Raw genomic sequence first — 16227 nt, 5'->3', positions numbered from 1 at the left:
GGAGCGTCGGCGGCAGGACAGCCGCCGCCGAGCCCCATGGATGGGTTCATGCGTCTCCCCGGAAGGGGATGCAGGGCGCAATGCTCGACGCAAAGTTGGTGGGCAGGTTCGCTTTGCGGTACATTGGCCCGCCATGAATCCGATACGCCGGCTCGCGCCATTGGCCGCCCTGCTTGCGCTCAACCTGGTCTGGGCTCAGGACGCCGCTGTGGCCGGCGAACCGCCGGCGCTGACCGTAATCCTGGTCGTGGACCAGCTCACCGCGGACCGGACCCGCGAATGGGCGCAGAAGGACTCTTCGTCGGGATTCCGGCGCCTCTGGAAAGGGGGCGTGGTCTACGGAAACGCCGCCTACGACCACGCGACCAGCGCCACCGCTCCCGGCCACGCGACTATCGCCACGGGCGTCCACCCGTCGAAGCACGGCGTGATCTCCAATTTCTGGTACGAACGCGAGGTGGGGCGGCCCTTCCCCAGCGTTTGGGACAGGGAATACGGCGTATCCCCGTCGCGCCTGGCCGCACCCACGCTGGCCGACATTCTTTATTCCGGCTACCAGGGGCGCGCAAAGATCTTCTCGGTGTCCATAAAGGACCGGGGAGCGGTATTCACCGCCGGACTGCAGGGCAAGGCGTTCTGGTACTCCACCCGCAGCGGCGGCTTCGTTACCAACGGCTTCTACTACCGCGAAGGGGCCGAGCCGGACTGGCTCTCCGCATACAACGAGACCGCCTACCGGCAGGTTCCGGCGGCCTGGGAATTGCTGATGCCGGACGAAGCCTACGCGCACGAGGACGACCGGCGCCACGAGAGGCCGCCGCAAGGCTGGACCCGGGTCTTCCCCCATAAATATGCCCAGGCGGGTACGCGGCAGTACTACGACCAGCTGCGCTACGCGCCCGACGGCGACCGGATCACGATGGGTCTGGCGCAGGTCATCATCGAGAACGAGTCGCTGGGCCAGGACGACGTTCCGGACCTGCTCTCCGTCAGTCTTTCCGCTACCGACCGCATCGGGCACGCATTCGGACCCGCCAGCCGCGAGTCCGAAGACAATCTCCACCGGCTGGATCGCTTGCTGTCGGAATTTCTGGACTATCTCGACAGCCGCGTCGGCCCGGGGCGCTTCCTTCTGGCGCTGAGCTCCGACCATGGAATGAGGCCGATTCCGGAATACGCGCCCGGCGCCGATCCCGAGGCGACGCGGGTTTTCTCAAGGCGCCTGACCGAGGCACTGAACCGACGGTTGAGCTCCGGCCTCAACGCGACCGGCGCACAGGATTTGAGAGTGGTCGGAGCCCTGAACCGCCAGTTGAGTTCGGAGCTCAACGTGGACGAACACCTGGTTACGGGCATCGTGATGCCGTGGGCGTACTTCAACCTTTCGGCCATAGAACGCCTGGAGCTCGACCTCGATTCGGTCCGCAGCATGGCCGGCGAATGGCTTGAGGCCCGCCCCGAGATCGCGCGGACAGTGCCGGTGTCGAAGCTGGACGACTGCGGCGGCGACCGGACTTGTGAACTGATCCGCAACGTCTGGTTCGACGGGCGCAGCGGGGAGATGTACGTGGTTGAATCGCAGCACAGTTTCGTCAGTGCGGACCCGCCCGTGTACGCGGCCAGCCATGGGTCGCCGTACCTGCCGGACCTGCGCGTGCCGGTCCTGTTTTACGGCGCGGACCTGAAGGCGGCGATCGTTGGCCGGCCGGTCACCCCGCGCCACATCGCCCCTACGCTGGCCCGGGCGCTGGGCCTGCCGCCAATGAAAGACTGGGAGAAACCGCTGGCCGAGGTGACGGACCGGCCGCGGAGGGCGGAGCGCGCTCCCCACGGAGAACACCGCAATGACGGACTCGGCAAATACGAAATACAACAATAGAACGGGAGAAACTTCAGTGCTTTCGAACCAATGGACACGCCGGCGCCTGCCGGCCGCAGCCGCCGCCCTGCTGACCTGCGCGGCGGGCTGGAGCATGGAGACCACGAACGAGCCGCCGTTCGAGGACAAGTTCCGGCAGCTTGAGGAAATACTTCCGACCCCCAACGCCTACCGCAACGCCGCCGGACAACCCGGCCACGCGTACTGGCAGCAGCAGGTGGACTACTCGATTGAGGTAACGCTGGACGAGGAGAAGCAGCGCATCTCCGCCACCCAGACCGTGACCTATCACAACAACTCGCCCGACACGCTTACCTGGCTGTGGCTGCACCTGGACCAGAACCGGTTCCGCGACGATTCGATCGCGGAAATGAGCCGTACCTTCGAGAATCCTCCCGCGGCAGCCGCAGGGCAGGACGATGCCGCGCAGATCAGCCTCGGCAACCTGCGCCGGCTGCAGTACATGGACGACGAGGACCTGGGGTTCGAAATCAGCGCGGTGACCGACGGCAACGGCCGGCCGATGCCGCACGTGATCGTGGGCACCCTGATGCGGGTGGACCTTGCGGCGCCGTTGGCGACCGGCGAACAGACCGAGTTCAACGTCGATTTCGCCTACAACATCGTGCACGGCTCCGCATTTCGGGCGCGGGGCGGCTATGAGCACTTTCCCGACGACGCCCGCACCGACGGGAACCACATCTTCGCAATTGCGCAGTGGTTCCCGCGCCTGGCCGCCTACACCGACTACGAGGGCTGGACCAACAAGGAGTTTCTCGGTTCGGGCGAATTCACGCTGGAATTCGGCGACTACGACGTGGCCATCACGGTGCCCGCGGACCACATCGTCTCGGCCACCGGAGAACTGACCAACGGCGGGGAAGTGCTGACGGCCGAACAGCAGGCGCGGCTCAGGCAGGCCGAAACCGCCGAACGGCCGGTCTTCATCGTCACGCCCGACGAGGCGCGCGAGAACGAGCGCGACGGCGCCTCCGGCACCGCCACCTGGCGTTTCTCCGCGAAGAACGTGCGCGATTTCGCCTGGGCCTCGTCGCGCAAGTTCATCTGGGACGCGAAGGGCATGCGGCAGCCCGGCGCCGAGCAGGAACAGGTCATGGCCATGTCCTTCTATCCCAAGGAAGGCGGGACGCTCTGGTCGGACTATTCCACCGAGGTCGTGATTCACGCGCTTGAGGTTTACACGCGGTTCACTTTCGACTACCCGTATCCGACCGCCCAGTCCGTGAGCGTGGGATTCCTCGGCGGCATGGAATACCCCATGATCACCTTCAACGGCCCGCGGACCACCTTGCGGGACGACGGATCGCGCACCTACACCCTCGGCGACAAGCGCTTCCTTATCGGCGTGATCATTCACGAAATCGGCCATTTCTTCTTCCCGATGATCGTGAACTCCGACGAGCGCCAGTGGACCTGGATGGACGAAGGCCTGAACAGCTACCTCGACGCCGTGGCCGGGCGCGAGTGGGACCCGGAGATCAACTGGGCGGTAGAACCGCGCGACATGACCGACTACATGACCTCGACCGATCAGGTGCCAATCATGACCCAGGCCGACAGCCTGCTGCAGGTGGGCCCCAATGCCTACGGCAAACCGACGGCCGCGCTCAATATCCTGCGGGAAACGGTTCTCGGCCGCGAGCTGTTCGACTTCGCCATGAAGGAATACGCCCGCCGCTGGAAATTCAAGCGGCCGACGCCGGCCGATTTTTTCCGCACGATGGAAGAAGCCTCGGGCGTGGACCTGGACTGGTTCTGGCGCGGCTGGTTCTACACTACCGACCACGTCGACATCTCGCTCGACCGCGTCTATGAAATGCGTCTGGATACCGAAGATCCGGACGTGGACTACGCTCGGCTTCGCGAGATAGAGGAGTCAGAGCCGCCGTCCGTATTCGTCGAGAAGAACCGGGCGGAGGGAAGGCGCACCTGGGTGGAGAGAAACCCGGACGTGCGCGACTTCTACGATGAGAACGACGAGTTCACGGTCACCGATGTGGAACGCAAGCGCTACGAGGAATTCCTGGCGGGGCTTGAGGACTGGGAGCGCGCCACCCTGGAAAGGGCGGTGGACGAGGACCTCAATTACTACATCCTCGAGTTTTCCAATCTCGGCGGGCTTGTCATGCCCATCCTTCTCGAAGTTACCTACGCGGGCGGCAGCCAGGAGCGGATCAATCTGCCGGCCGAGACCTGGCGGCGCGCGGCGCACGGCGTGAAGAAACTGCTTGTATCGCCGGAGAAGATCAGCAGCATCGTGGTGGACCCGAAGTGGGAGACTGCCGACGCGGACATCGAGAACAACTACTATCCCAGCCGCATGATTCCGTCGCGGATCGAGGGTATCAAAATGCCGCCTTCCGGAAACCTTGCCGACCGCGACATCATGCACAACGTCAGGAGCGCGGAGGAGGATTAACACGACATCAGGGCTTGCGTCCGATCATCAGCGTGTTCGGAATGTCCCGCCAGATGCAGGCAGCGTCAAAGCCGGCCTCGGTCATGGCCTCAAGCTCGATTTCCAGCGGGAAATACGTGTCCTCGCCGGCCCACTCCCTGAAGTGCTCGTAGGCGCGGTCCTCCCCGATGCCGCATGAGACAAGATGCGCCGCCCACTTCGCGTGGTCTTCGCTGCGCCGGGGCTCGCCCGCCGGCATCGTGACGTCGGCATTGACCAGCACGCCGGCCGGCGGAAGCGCTTTCAGGATCCGCTTGTAGAGTTGCGTCTTCTCCGTCATGGCCGGCACATGGTGAAGCGCCAGCGACGCCGCGACCGCATCGCATTGCGGAAGGGGATCAAGAAACGATTGGCGGCGAAAACGAGCCCTTTCACCGAAGCGCTTCAGCCGCACCCGGGCCTGGGCAAGCATTTCCTCGTCCAGGTCAAGCAATACGACCGTGGCCGTTGCAGTCTGATCCAGTATGGCTTCGGATAGTGCGCCGGTCCCGGCGCCGAGGTCCAGCACCCGGCGCGGTTGAACGCGTGCGATCTCCCGGGCGGCCCGTCTCAGCGCCTGCTCGTAACCGGGAATCCAGGTGCGTATGGTCCGGTCGTAGACCTCAGTCTCCAGTCCGAGATGCTGCTTTACCGAGTGACTCATGTTGGTGTGCTGTCCGGGAGTTACGCATCGTAATGCAAGCAGGGTATTCTTTCGCGTGAAGGGGAGAAACACGTGGCGCCAGAGCAGGACATCATCGACCACAAGGGCTATCGGCGGGGCGTCGGCATCGTCGTCTGGGACGGCCGCGACCGGGTTTTGCTGGCGCGCCGCAGCGACCGTCGCGGCTGGCAGTTTCCCCAGGGCGGCGTTCGGCAGGGGGAACCGCCCCGGGACGCCATGTACCGCGAACTGAAGGAAGAACTGGGGCTGGATCCGTCGCAGGTACGGGAAGTGGCGCGCATGGGCCGGTGGGTAAGCTACAAGCTGCCGCCCAGGTACCAGCGTTCGCGCGCGCCGCGCTGTATCGGACAGAAACAGCTCTGGTGGCTGTTGAGGCTCACCTGCGCGGACGAGCGCGTTCGTCCCGACCTCGCCGAAGAGCCCGAATTCGACGATTGGAGCTGGGTGGATTACTGGCATCCCGCCGAGGAAGTCGTGTTCTTCAAGCGTTCCGTTTACCGGCAGGTTCTGGAGGAATTCGGGGAGCGCGTCGGCCTGCGGGCGACGGTGAACATGCGGTAAAGTAACCGGAAGGTTGGATTTCCGGGAACGATTTTGCTGGGCCGCAACAAAGTCCTGGTATGGCGCGGGCGCTATTCCGTCGCGCTGTCTCTCATCATTGCCCTGGTCTTCGCGGCCGGAGGTTATGCCGGCTGGTCGCTGCAGCGCAACCTGGCCAACGACAGAATCTCCATGATGCAGGCGCGCATAGAAAACCTGGAACTGCGCAACCACGAACTCAACCAGATGATCGACGAGGAGGCGGCGGCGGCCCTTAGATCCCAGGTGAGCGACCTGCAGGGCCAGGTCATGAATCAGCGCATGACCATCTATGGTCTGCAGGAATTCATTACGCCCCAGGAAGCCCGCGCCGGGCTGAGAATTCATTCCGTCAACGTGGAACCGGACGGGGACGCGCGGGATTACAGGCTCAGCGTGGGTTTGACGCAGGCCTTGCTGTCGGACAAACCGCGCTGCCGCGGACATCTGGAACTCGCGTTTGCCGGCACGCTGGACGGCGCGGGCCACGAACTCGGACTGCATGAAATCAGCCAGCTCAGTGCGAGTCGGATAGAATTCAATTTTGAAAGCAGCACCGAGCTGCGCGCGAACGTGACCTTGCCCGCGAGATTCGAGCCCAGCAAAATCCGGGTACGCGTAACGCCCAGCCCGGAAGAACAGCACAGCTTTGAACGTGAATTTCCGTGGGCGCCGCTGGCGCCAAGGACATGAAGAATCGACTGAACAACGCGGTTACGACTCTGGTCGGAAGTGACGCCACCGTTACCGGCAACCTGATTTTCGACCGGGGCTGTCACGTGGCCGGGACCGTCAAGGGCGACGTGTCGGCGACGGACGACAAGAAGAGCGAACTCGCCGTCGCGCAGACCGGGCGCATCGAGGGCAACGCCAGGGCCGCGCGCATGCTGGTCCAGGGCACGATCGTGGGCGACCTGCGCTGCAGCGGAACGGTAACCCTTAAATCGACCGCGCGCATCGAGGGTTCGATTGCGTACGGGCAGATCGAAATAGAAAAAGGCGCCGTCGTAATGGGCCAGTTGCTGGTCGGTTCCGCGGATTCGGCCGGTAGCGCGGCTGGGCCCGGACCTGGCTCGGAGTCGACTTCGACGAGTCGAATGCAACCGTCGCTGACTTGAGAAACGGGCATGGAACCGCAGATTTACGGCCAAGAACAGGACAGCGCTCCGCTGGTCTTTACCGAGGCCGCGGCCCGCAAGGTGGGACAGCTGCTGCAGGAAGAAGACAACTCCGCGCTGATGCTGCGGGTCTATATCTCCGGTGGAGGCTGTTCCGGCTTTCAGTACGGGTTCACCTTCGACGACCGACGCGAGGAAGGCGACGCTTCGGTGGAGCAGCTGGGCGTAACCCTCCTGGTGGACCCCACCAGCCTGCAGTACCTGGAAGGCGCCGAGATCGACTTCAAGGACGACTTGAGCGGCGCACGCTTCGTAATCCGCAATCCGAACGCCCAGAGCACATGCGGGTGCGGTTCGAGCTTTTCCGCCTGAGCTCTCCTGCGGTGCGATGACATCCGTACTGGCCACCGCTCTGCTCTCACTTCTGCAAGGTCCCTACCTCCCCGCTACAGACAACGAACCCCCCGCAAACGCGCCTGTTTGGGTGGCGGGGGAAACGGCCGAAGAGCACTCGTTTTCAGTGACTGCCGACTTCGATTGCCCGCCCGACACCACGGGAGGGCATCTGCAGGTTTCCATCTCCGATACGACGGTGCGCGCCGCTTTTTCGGCGGAGGAAGACACCGGGCGCAGGGTGTTTTCCGTTCGGGTTCCTGCCCGGCAGTTGCGTGGCCTGAGGCCGGAACTCTTCTGTCCCGAGCCCGTCGTCGCTCCCGGACCGGTGCTGCGGCTGAAGTCGAAGTTCACCGCGCAGGGCGTCCTGGTATGCCGGGCGTCGACGGGTAAGCAAACGAGCGCGCAGACGTCCGTTGCACTGGACGCCTGGGTGCGCTGTCCACCCCTGCCCGAAAAACCCCCCGCTGGGAACGAGGGCGTCCCGCCCTCGGAAATCAACTAGCGCAAGCGGTCCTGCAAGTTCGCCAGTGCGCCTGAGCCCGGACAAAGCCGATCGTACGGCAAGTCCGCCAGCGGCGTTTCGCCCAATCGCGCGAGTTCATGCATGTCCGCGCCGCCTTCCTCCACGAACAGCAGGCCGGTAGCCACCTCTCCATTACCCTGGCGGCGGCTCAGATAAGCCAGGGCCGCACTCCGGTCGCTTGCATCGTAATCCTGGTCCAGTCTGCGCAGCAGGATGCTGCCTCCGCCGTGCAGCTGAACCTGCTGCGCCTCGCCCACGCCGATTTCGGCCTTGATTTCGACTTCAGGCGGAATGAAGTCCGTGTGGCCGATCGGATACGCATTCTCGCGCGTAAAGCGGTAGCTCTTGGTCGAGCCCTCGTGGTCGTTGAACGTGACGCAGGGTGAAATCACGTCGATCATCGCGAATCCGCGGTGCGACAGTCCGGCCTTGAGCAGCGGCACCAGTTGTGAGCGGTCTCCGGAAAATCCGCGGGCCACGAAGCCGCAACCCGAGGCAATCGCGAGCAGGCAGGGATCGATGGCCTGCTGTTCGTTCACTTCGCCGCGCTTGGCGGTGCTGCCGGTGTCGGCGGAGGCGGAAAACTGTCCCTTGGTGAGTCCGTAGACGCCGTTGTCCTCGATCAGGTACAGCATGTTGAGGTTGCGGCGCATGGCGTGAACGAACTGACCGACCCCGATGGACAGCGAATCGCCGTCGCCTGATATTCCGATGTACTGGAGTCGGCCATTGACCGCGGCGGCGCCGGTGGATACCGATGGCATACGCCCGTGGACCGAGTTGAAGCCGTGGGAGGAGGCCGCAAAGTACGCCGGCGTCTTGGACGAACATCCGATCCCGCTGAGCTTGCCCATGCGATGCGGCGGTATGGACAACTCGAAGACCGCCTGGATCAGCGCGCCGGTGATCGAGTCGTGCCCGCAGCCCGCGCAGAGCGTGGACATGCCGCCCTCGTAGTCGCGCATGGTCAGGCCCAGTTCGTTGCGGGCCAGGGCCGGGTGGCTGACCTTGGGACGGGCGATGTAACTCATGCCGTGTTCTTCATCCAGCGGCGGCTAAGCCGCCTGGTCCCGCAGCATGTCCGCCTCCACCGCGCTGACGATCGAGGTTGCGGGGATCGGCATGCCGTTGTAGTGCAGTACTTCCACGAGCTGCTCGGCGCGGCCACCGGCCTCGTTGATCAGCAGCGTGCGCAACTGCGCGTCGCGGTTCTGCTCCACGACGTATATACGCTTGTGATCGTTCAGGAAAGTCTCGACTTCCGCGCCGAAGGGGAATGCATTGATCTTCATGTAGTCCAGCGCCACGCCCCGGCCGGCCAGAGTGTCCAGCGCCTCGCGGCAGGCGGAATGGCCGGTGCCCAGGGTGATCATCCCGGCCTGCGCGCCGGGGGCCGTGCGAATTTCGGGCCGCGGCACGATGGTGGCCGCATGATCCCATTTCCTGCGCAGGCGATCCAGGACCTCCTGGTACTCGCCGGCATTCTCGGTGTAGCCGCCGTGCATGTTGTGTCCCGACCCGCGGGTGAAGAACGCCCCCGTTGGATGCTCGCCCGGCAGCGTGCGGTACGGCACGCCGTCGCCGTCCACGTCCAGGTAGCGATAGAAGGCCTCCATGTCCTCAAGCTGTTCGGCGCGCAACACCTTGCCGCGGTCCGGCCGGTATTCGTCGTCCCAGGTCAGCTCCTCGCTCATCCAGTCGTTCATGCCCAGGTCCAGGTCCGAAAGCACGATCACCGGCGTCTGCAGTCTTTCGGCCAGGTCGAAGGCCGTTGCCGCCATTTCAAAGCACTCTCTCGGGGTGGAGGGGAAGAGCAGAACGTGGCGCGTGTCGCCGTGCGAGGCGTAGGCGCAGGACAGGATGTCGCCCTGCTGCGTGCGGGTCGGCATGCCGGTGGACGGACCCACCCGCTGCACGTCGAACAGAACCGCCGGAATCTCCGCGTAGTAGCCGTAACCGAGGAATTCGGACATCAGCGAGATCCCGGGACCGGAGGTGGGCGTAAAGGCGCGCGCGCCGTTCCATCCGGCGCCCAGCACCATGCCGATCGCGGCCAGTTCGTCTTCGGCCTGGATCACGCAGTAATCGCGGGAGCCGTCCTTGGCTGTGCGGAAGCGGGCGCAAAAACTGCGAAACGCGTCCATCAGCGAAGTGGACGGCGTAATCGGGTACCAGGCGCCGAACGTGGCGCCGGCATAAACGCAGCCCAGGGCCGCAGCCGTATTGCCGTCGATGATGATTTGCGAGCCCGGCCCGTCCATCGAGCGGGCCGTGAACGGCAACGGGCAGTGCAGGTGCTCGCGGGCGTAGTCGTAACCGAGGCCGATGGCGATCTGATTGGCCTCCAGCAGCGGCTTCTTACGGGCGAACGTCTGCCGCAGCAGCTCCCGGATGATGTCGAGATCGAGCTCCAGCAACGCGGCCAGCACGCCCACGTAGGCGATGTTCTTCATCAGGATGCGCGCGCGCGCATTGTCGAAGTTCTCGTTGCACATGCGCGCCAGGGGAACGCCCAGGATGTGCACGTCCTCGCGGCGCAGCACCTCTCGGCGCGGCCAGGTGGAGTCGTAGAGCAGGTAACCGCCGGAGGTCAGTTCGCGAAGGTCGCGCTGATACGTCTCGGCGTTCATTGCCACCGCAATATCCACGCTGCCCGAGCGCGCCAGGTAGCCGCGGTGGCTGGCGCGCACCTCATACCAGGTGGGCAAGCCCTGGATATTGGACGGGAAATAGTTCTTGCCCGCGACCGGAATGCCCATCCTGAACAGGGTCTTCATCAGCAACGAATTGGCGCTGGCCGAGCCAGTGCCGTTTACGTTGGCGATGCGAATCGTGAAATCGTTGTCTGCCGGCATAAGCCGTTCAACTACGCCGCCGTGCGAACCGGGGCTTCCTTCGTCTCGGCCCCGGCCTTGCGCTTGCCGAGCGAACCCCGGGGCGGCTGACCGGCGGCTTCGTGGTGCACGTAGGGAGTCAGCAATTCGGATTTCTGCATGTCCCAGGCCGCCGTCGGACAGCGTTCGGCGCAGAGTCCGCAATGCACGCACAGGTCCTCGTCCTTGACCATCACCCTTCCGGTCTGGGGCAGATCAGCCGATACGTAAAGCGGCTGGTCGAGGTTGCGCGCCGGAACGGTAAGACGCTCCCGCAGGTCCTCCTCTTCCCCGTTCGGCGCAATGGTCAGGCAGTGCACCGGGCAGATGTCCACGCAGGCGTCGCATTCGATGCAAAGCGGTGCCTCGAATACCGTCTGTATATCGCAGTTCAGGCAACGCTGCGCTTCGCGCGCGGCCTGTTCCGGGGTAAAGCCCAGCTCCACCTCGATATCCAGCTTGCGGAACCTCTTCTCCAGGCTCATGTGCTGCATGGCCCGCCTGGGTGCGGCCTCGTAATCGTTGGAATAACTCCACTCGTGGATGCCCATCTTGGCGGCGAGCAGATTCATGCCGGGAGGCATGCGCTCGGTAATCGGCTCGCCCTGACAGTACTTGTGGATCGAAATGGCCGCCTGGTGGCCGTGCTCCACGGCCCAGATGATGTTCTCGGGTCCGAAGGCCGCGTCGCCGCCGAAGAAGACGCCTTCGCGGGTGGACTCATAAGTGACGCGATCGACGACCGGAACGTCCCAGCGGTCGAAATCGATGCCGATGTCCCGCTCGACCCAGGGGAAGGCGGTTTCCTGGCCGATCGCCAGGATCACGTCATCGCAGGGGAAGAACTCCTGGCCGGTGATGCGGCTGTCGGCAATCCTTCCGTCAACGATGTCGTATTCCATCAGGTCGAAGACCATGCCCTTCAGCTTCCCGTCCTCTACCACGAATTCCTTCGGCGAGTGGTTAACTATGATTTCAACCTTTTCTTCTTCGGCATCTTCCAGCTCCCAGTCGGAAGCCTTGAAAAACCCCCGCGGCTTGCGCGCCATGACCTTTACGTCATTCGCGCCCAGGCGCAGGGAGGTGCGGCAGCAGTCCATGGCCGTGTTACCGACGCCGATGATGAGCACCCGCTCCCCGATGGAATCGAGGTGGCCGAAAGCCACGCTTTCCAGCCACTCGATACCGATATGTATGGACTTCGTGTCGTGCCGCCCGGGCAGGTTCAGCTCCTTGCCCTTGGGCGCCCCGGTGCCCACGAATACCGCGTCATAACCGCCGTTATCCAGCAGATCGCGCATGCTCTCGATCCCGTGGCCCAGACGCAGGTCGATGCCCATGCGCAGAATCTGGTCCATCTCATCGTCGAGGACTTCCACGGGCAGGCGAAACGCCGGGATATTGGTGCGCATCAGGCCGCCCGGCTTGTCCAGCGATTCGTACATGACCAGCTCGTATCCGAGCGGCGCCAGGTCGTTGGCCACCGTCAGCGAGGCGCAGCCGGCGCCGATCAGCGCCACGCGCTTGCCGTTCTTTTCGTTTGGCGCGGTGGGCAGCCGGTGGTCGATATTGCCGCGCAGGTCCGCCGCCACGCGCTTGAGCCGGCAGATCGCGACCGGCTTTTCCTCCACCCGGCCGCGCCTGCAGACCGGCTCGCAGGGGCGGTCGCAAACCCGGCCCAGAATCGCGGGGAACACGTTGGACTTGCGGTTGAGCATGTAGGCATCGGCGTAGCGCCCCTGTGCAATCAGCCGGATGTACTCGGGGATGTCGGTGTGCGCCGGGCAGCCCCACTGGCAATCGACAACGCGATGGAAAAAGTCTGGGTTACTTATATCGGTGGGCTGCATGCAAGCCCCGTGGGAGGAACGGCCGGATGCTTGAATGCTGAATTATACAAGTTGGGCAGCCTTGGCAAAAAAATAAATCTGGCCCGGAGAACGGATTAGCGGCCATAATTGCGCCATGGCTGATCTGGATCGATACACCGCCCTTGCCCTGCAGACCGGCTCGCTGACCGTCAGCGAGTGCGAGACCCGGGAGGAGGCGCGCGAGTTGATGCGCACGAACCTCAAGCGCACGGCGCGCTCCGTTGCCGGAGGCTGCGCCTTCACGCTTCAGTACATCGGAGAGGCTCCGCAGCTCGTCGTGCTGCCCGAGTACTCATTGACCGGCTTCCCGCTGGGATCCCCGGTCGAACAGTGGCGGCGCAACGCCGCGCTGGACCCGAAAGGCGAGGAATACGAGGAGCTGGCGAAGATCGCCGTTCGCCACTCCATCTACCTGGCGGGCAATTGCTATGAAACCGATCCGGCCTTTCCGGAGCTGTTCTTCCAGACCTGTTTTCTCATCGATCCGTCCGGCGAGGTCATATTGCGCTATCGGCGAATGATTTCCCTGAATGCCCCCACGCCCTTCGACGTCTGGGATGCCTACCTGGACCTGTACGGCGAGGACGGCGTATTTCCCGTTGCGGACACGCCGCTGGGACGTATCGCGGCGATCGCCTCCGAGGAAATTCTCTATCCCGAGATCGCCCGTGCCCACGCCGTGCGCGGCGCGGAAATCTTCGTGCATCCGACCAGCGAGGCGGGCAGCAATCGCAGTACCGGCAAGGAACTGGCAAGGCGGTCGCGGGCTGTGGAGAACATCGCCTACGTGGTCAGCGCCAATTCGGCCTGGCTGGAAAACCTGGCGATCCCGTCCCATTCGACCACGGGCATGTCCAAGGTGGTGGACTTCGAGGGTCATGTGCTGGCCGAAGCGGCTCCCGGCGGCGAAAGCATGGTCGCGCATGCCTGCCTGGACCTTGCGGCCCTGCGCGCCCGCAGGCGCATGGGCGGCATGACCAACACCCTGGTGAGAATGCCGATGCAGGCATTTGCCTCTACCTACGCGGAGCGGGTCATGCGCACCGGCAGAAGCCTGCTCGATGCGGACGGCGGCGTTCGAACGCCGGAAGTCGGCGAACTGCGCGCCGGCCTGGCCGCGGACATCGAGCGGCTCGCCAAGGCAGGGCTGCTTTGAATTCCATAGCCGCGCAGGGGCGCGGCGACACGGTGATTCGGGGCGCGACCCTGATCAACGAAGGAATGAGCTCCGAACAGGACGTTCTGATCCGGGGCGAGCGCATCGAGCAGATCGGCGGCTCTCTCCGCCCACGAGGTGCGGTTACCGAGATCGAGGCGGGAGGAAAATGGCTGCTGCCCGGACTGATCGACGACCAGGTGCATTTCCGCGAACCGGGGCACGTGCACAAGGGCAACATCGCCAGTGAATCGGCGGCCGCCGTGGCCGGCGGCGTCACCAGCTTCATGGACATGCCCAATGTCTCGCCTGCCACCGTCACCCGGGAGAGACTCGCCGCCAAGTACGCCGCCGCCAAAGGACGCGCCCGGGGGAATTACGCCTTTTACCTGGGAGCCACCGAAAGCAACCTTGAGGAAATCCAGGCGCTTAAGGGCAGCGAGGCCTGCGGCGTGAAAGTCTTCATGGGGCCCTCCACGGGAGACCTGCTGGTGGAGAAACCCGAGGCGCTCGAGCGCATCTTCGCAAACTGCCCGCTGCTGATCGCGACTCATTGTGAGGACCGAACGCGCATCGAAGAACAACTTGAGCGCGCCCGTAAAGCCTACGGCGATACCATTCCGCCCGCCGCGCATGCCGAAATCCGCGATGCGGAGTGCTGTTACCGCTCCTCCAGCCTGGCCGTAGGACTGGCCCGAAAGCACGGCGCAAAGCTGCATGTGCTGCACCTGACCACGACGAAGGAACTGGAGCAGTTCGATCCTCAAGAGGATCTCCGCAGCGCCCGCAGCGTCACGGCGGAAGTCTGCGTGCATCACCTGTGGTTCGACCAGGGGGACTACGAGCGCCTGGGACATCGGATCAAGTGCAACCCCTCGATCAAGTCCGCCGCCGACCGCGATGCGCTGCGGCAGGCGCTTGCCGACGGCCGCATCAGCGTCATCGCTACCGATCATGCGCCGCACACCGCCGAGGAAAAATCGGGCGACTACATGAGCGCGCCCGCCGGTCTTCCGCTGGTTCAGCATTCGCTGCTCATGCTGCTGGACCTGGCGCGCGCCGGCCACTTCACGGCAGAGCGCGCGGTCGAGGCGGCCTGTCACGCTCCGGCGCGCCTGTACGGCATCGCCGATCGCGGCTTTCTGCGCGAAGGCCACTACGCCGATTGCGTACTGGTGGACCCCGAAGGCGGTCAGAAAGTGGATCCCGGGAACATTCTGTACAAGTGCGGCTGGTCGCCGCTGGAAGGCCATCGCTTCAGCGCACGGATCGACACGACCTTCGTCAACGGCGCGGTCGCCTGGAAGGACGGCAAACTGTCCGGGCCGCCGTCGGGGCGGGCGTTGGATTGCAATTCAAGGGGAGATTCATGAGCACGGTAGTCAAGCGGACAACGCTGGTGGTCCGAAGCGTGGAGCGTTCGATGGCCTTCTACCGCGATGTCCTCGGATTCACGGCCGCGTTCGATCAGGAGATCACGATGGCAGGCGCGGGCTACCCTGCCGCCGAGGCCGGCGACCGGGTCCGGCTGGTAATGATGCAGGGCAAGGACCCCGCCGGAAGCATGATCGGCCTGCTGGAGCACCTCGACCCCAGGCTGCCCGAGCCGGAAGAACGGGCTGTGGGCATCGGCGATTCAGTCATCGTAATGCACACCGACGACCTGAGCCGCGTGCATCGCGAATGTGAGGCCTCGGGCGCGAGGATTTTCTCCCAGCCCCACGCCTTCACCATTACCGGAGCCGATGGCAAGCCGGCGCAAATGCAGTCGATGACGATATTCGATCCCGACGGCTTCATCCTCGAAGTCAATCAGCGACCCGGATAGCCTGCGCGGCGAGAATCTGCGGCGGACTATACTGCCCGTAAGAGTAACTTTGGGAGACATCTTCATGAGAGGGTTTTTGCGTTCTGGCCTTGCGTTCGCGCTTTTGATTTCCGGCAGCGGGGGGGCCGCCGCCGAAACGCCTTGCGTAAACATGGGGCCGCAAACTCCGCGCGATATCAGTAGCGCGATGGGCCTGAACCTGGAATCTTTCCCGCTCGCACCGCCGGCAGACCAGATGAATCTCTGCAACATCCACACGCACACCAATGCGGAGCACAAGGGTCCGGGCTTCAGCGTATTCGTAAGCGATGCGGACGACGGCGGATACGCCTGCAACGAGACCGCGGACCTCAGCGCCGCGGAACTGGCGCCGGCCGAGGGCGCTTACAAGGGCGTCAAGCCCGGCGATACCATCGAAGTGCATTGGGTGCACACGTCATGCGACGCGTCGCCCGGCGAGGGGCTTGGCGCCTGTGTGCCGGATGGCTGCGACAGCCCACTGTTGCGGGTGGAGGCGCAGGTGTTTCTGGTGGTAAACGACCCGGGGGCGCTCGACTTCACTGAAATGGGCTATACCGGCGGCGAGGCGGATGGGTTGCATCGAGCGAAGATGATCCCGGCGACCACCGGCGATCCGGTGCTGTTCCGCGGTTCGACGACCGGCCCCTCATACGACCAGGTCAACTGCTCTCCCGTACGGGTAACCTGGAACGTGCGCCCGCAATGCGCCAGGCTCGACATCAATTCACTACACCGCTGGGCCGCCTCGGGCAACGTGTTCAACGAAACGAAGTCGCACGGCGTCCGGCAACTGGTAACAGCGGCGGAGCTACTCGCACCCATCGAGTAGCCAGTTACTCC

At 64.2% G+C, this 16227-nt stretch carries 15 protein-coding genes; 11 read left to right on the top strand and 4 right to left on the bottom strand.

Annotated features, from left to right (window positions below):
- Window positions 1–40: 40 nt before the first annotated feature.
- Together F4Y72_06170 and F4Y72_06165 are read left to right on the top strand one after the other, a co-directional pair.
- Window positions 41–1879 (top strand): hypothetical protein, encoded by a 1839-nt coding sequence (locus F4Y72_06170; protein ID MXZ27873.1) that lies wholly within the window; start codon window positions 41–43, stop codon window positions 1877–1879.
- Between the two features lie 94 nt (window positions 1880–1973).
- The gene (locus F4Y72_06165) at window positions 1974–4319 is read left to right on the top strand and encodes a M1 family metallopeptidase (GenBank protein ID MXZ27872.1); all 2346 of its coding nucleotides are present in this window, start codon (window positions 1974–1976) and stop codon (window positions 4317–4319) included.
- Between the two features lie 7 nt (window positions 4320–4326).
- Here the strand turns inward: F4Y72_06165 and F4Y72_06160 are convergent, their stop codons facing one another.
- Window positions 4327–5001 carry a class I SAM-dependent methyltransferase gene (locus tag F4Y72_06160; protein MXZ27871.1) on the bottom strand — a complete coding sequence of 225 codons (675 nt, stop codon included), beginning with the start codon at window positions 4999–5001 and terminating at the stop codon, window positions 4327–4329.
- A 45-nt stretch (window positions 5002–5046) separates the two neighbouring features.
- Between F4Y72_06160 and F4Y72_06155 the strand changes: the two genes are divergently transcribed.
- The 5 genes from F4Y72_06155 (at window position 5047) to F4Y72_06135 (ending at window position 7617) form a co-directional block, all read left to right on the top strand.
- A complete protein-coding gene (locus F4Y72_06155) occupies window positions 5047–5583 on the top strand; it encodes an RNA pyrophosphohydrolase (protein MXZ27870.1) in 537 nt (178 codons plus the stop codon).
- A gap of 33 nt (window positions 5584–5616) precedes the next feature.
- Window positions 5617–6294, top strand: coding sequence for a hypothetical protein (locus F4Y72_06150; protein MXZ27869.1), 678 nt, complete (start codon window positions 5617–5619; stop codon window positions 6292–6294).
- Window positions 6291–6719: a polymer-forming cytoskeletal protein gene (locus F4Y72_06145; protein MXZ27868.1), complete on the top strand. Its 429-nt coding sequence runs from the start codon at window positions 6291–6293 to the stop codon at window positions 6717–6719. Before F4Y72_06150 ends, F4Y72_06145 begins: the two co-directional genes overlap by 4 nt.
- 9 nt (window positions 6720–6728) lie before the next feature.
- The gene (gene erpA, locus F4Y72_06140; protein ID MXZ27867.1) at window positions 6729–7091 is read left to right on the top strand and encodes an iron-sulfur cluster insertion protein ErpA; all 363 of its coding nucleotides are present in this window, start codon (window positions 6729–6731) and stop codon (window positions 7089–7091) included.
- 148 nt (window positions 7092–7239) lie between these two features.
- Window positions 7240–7617: a hypothetical protein gene (locus tag F4Y72_06135; GenBank protein ID MXZ27866.1), complete on the top strand. Its 378-nt coding sequence runs from the start codon at window positions 7240–7242 to the stop codon at window positions 7615–7617.
- Here the strand turns inward: F4Y72_06135 and F4Y72_06130 are convergent.
- Genes F4Y72_06130 through F4Y72_06120 form a run of 3 tightly spaced genes read right to left on the bottom strand, consistent with a single transcriptional unit; the run spans window position 7614 to window position 12361 of the window.
- Complete coding sequence (locus tag F4Y72_06130; protein ID MXZ27865.1) at window positions 7614–8669, bottom strand: 2-oxoacid:ferredoxin oxidoreductase subunit beta; 1056 nt, start codon at window positions 8667–8669, stop codon at window positions 7614–7616. The two genes, F4Y72_06135 and F4Y72_06130, sit on opposite strands and share 4 nt — an antisense overlap.
- 24 nt (window positions 8670–8693) lie before the next feature.
- The gene (locus F4Y72_06125) at window positions 8694–10493 is read right to left on the bottom strand and encodes a 2-oxoacid:acceptor oxidoreductase subunit alpha (protein ID MXZ27864.1); all 1800 of its coding nucleotides are present in this window, start codon (window positions 10491–10493) and stop codon (window positions 8694–8696) included.
- Window positions 10494–10504: 11 nt separating this feature from the next.
- Window positions 10505–12361, bottom strand: coding sequence for a 4Fe-4S dicluster domain-containing protein (locus F4Y72_06120; protein ID MXZ27863.1), 1857 nt, complete (start codon window positions 12359–12361; stop codon window positions 10505–10507).
- A 115-nt stretch (window positions 12362–12476) separates the two neighbouring features.
- Between F4Y72_06120 and F4Y72_06115 the strand changes: the two genes are divergently transcribed.
- The 4 genes from F4Y72_06115 (at window position 12477) to F4Y72_06100 (ending at window position 16216) form a co-directional block, all read left to right on the top strand.
- On the top strand, window positions 12477–13538 hold the full coding sequence (locus tag F4Y72_06115; protein ID MXZ27862.1) for a nitrilase: 1062 nt from the start codon (window positions 12477–12479) through the stop codon (window positions 13536–13538).
- A gap of 65 nt (window positions 13539–13603) precedes the next feature.
- Window positions 13604–14911, top strand: a complete 1308-nt coding sequence (locus F4Y72_06110) for a dihydroorotase (GenBank protein MXZ27861.1) — start codon at window positions 13604–13606, stop codon at window positions 14909–14911.
- Window positions 14908–15366: a VOC family protein gene (locus tag F4Y72_06105; protein ID MXZ27860.1), complete on the top strand. Its 459-nt coding sequence runs from the start codon at window positions 14908–14910 to the stop codon at window positions 15364–15366. The genes F4Y72_06110 and F4Y72_06105 overlap by 4 nt, the downstream gene beginning before the upstream one ends.
- Before the next feature lie 64 nt (window positions 15367–15430).
- Window positions 15431–16216 carry a cadmium carbonic anhydrase gene (locus tag F4Y72_06100; protein ID MXZ27859.1) on the top strand — a complete coding sequence of 262 codons (786 nt, stop codon included), beginning with the start codon at window positions 15431–15433 and terminating at the stop codon, window positions 16214–16216.
- Window positions 16217–16227 lie beyond the last annotated feature (11 nt).

The organism is Gammaproteobacteria bacterium (assembly GCA_009838035.1).
Lineage (GTDB): Bacteria > Pseudomonadota > Gammaproteobacteria > Steroidobacterales > Foliamicaceae > Foliamicus.
This window is presented reverse-complemented; position numbering and strand designations above follow the sequence as displayed.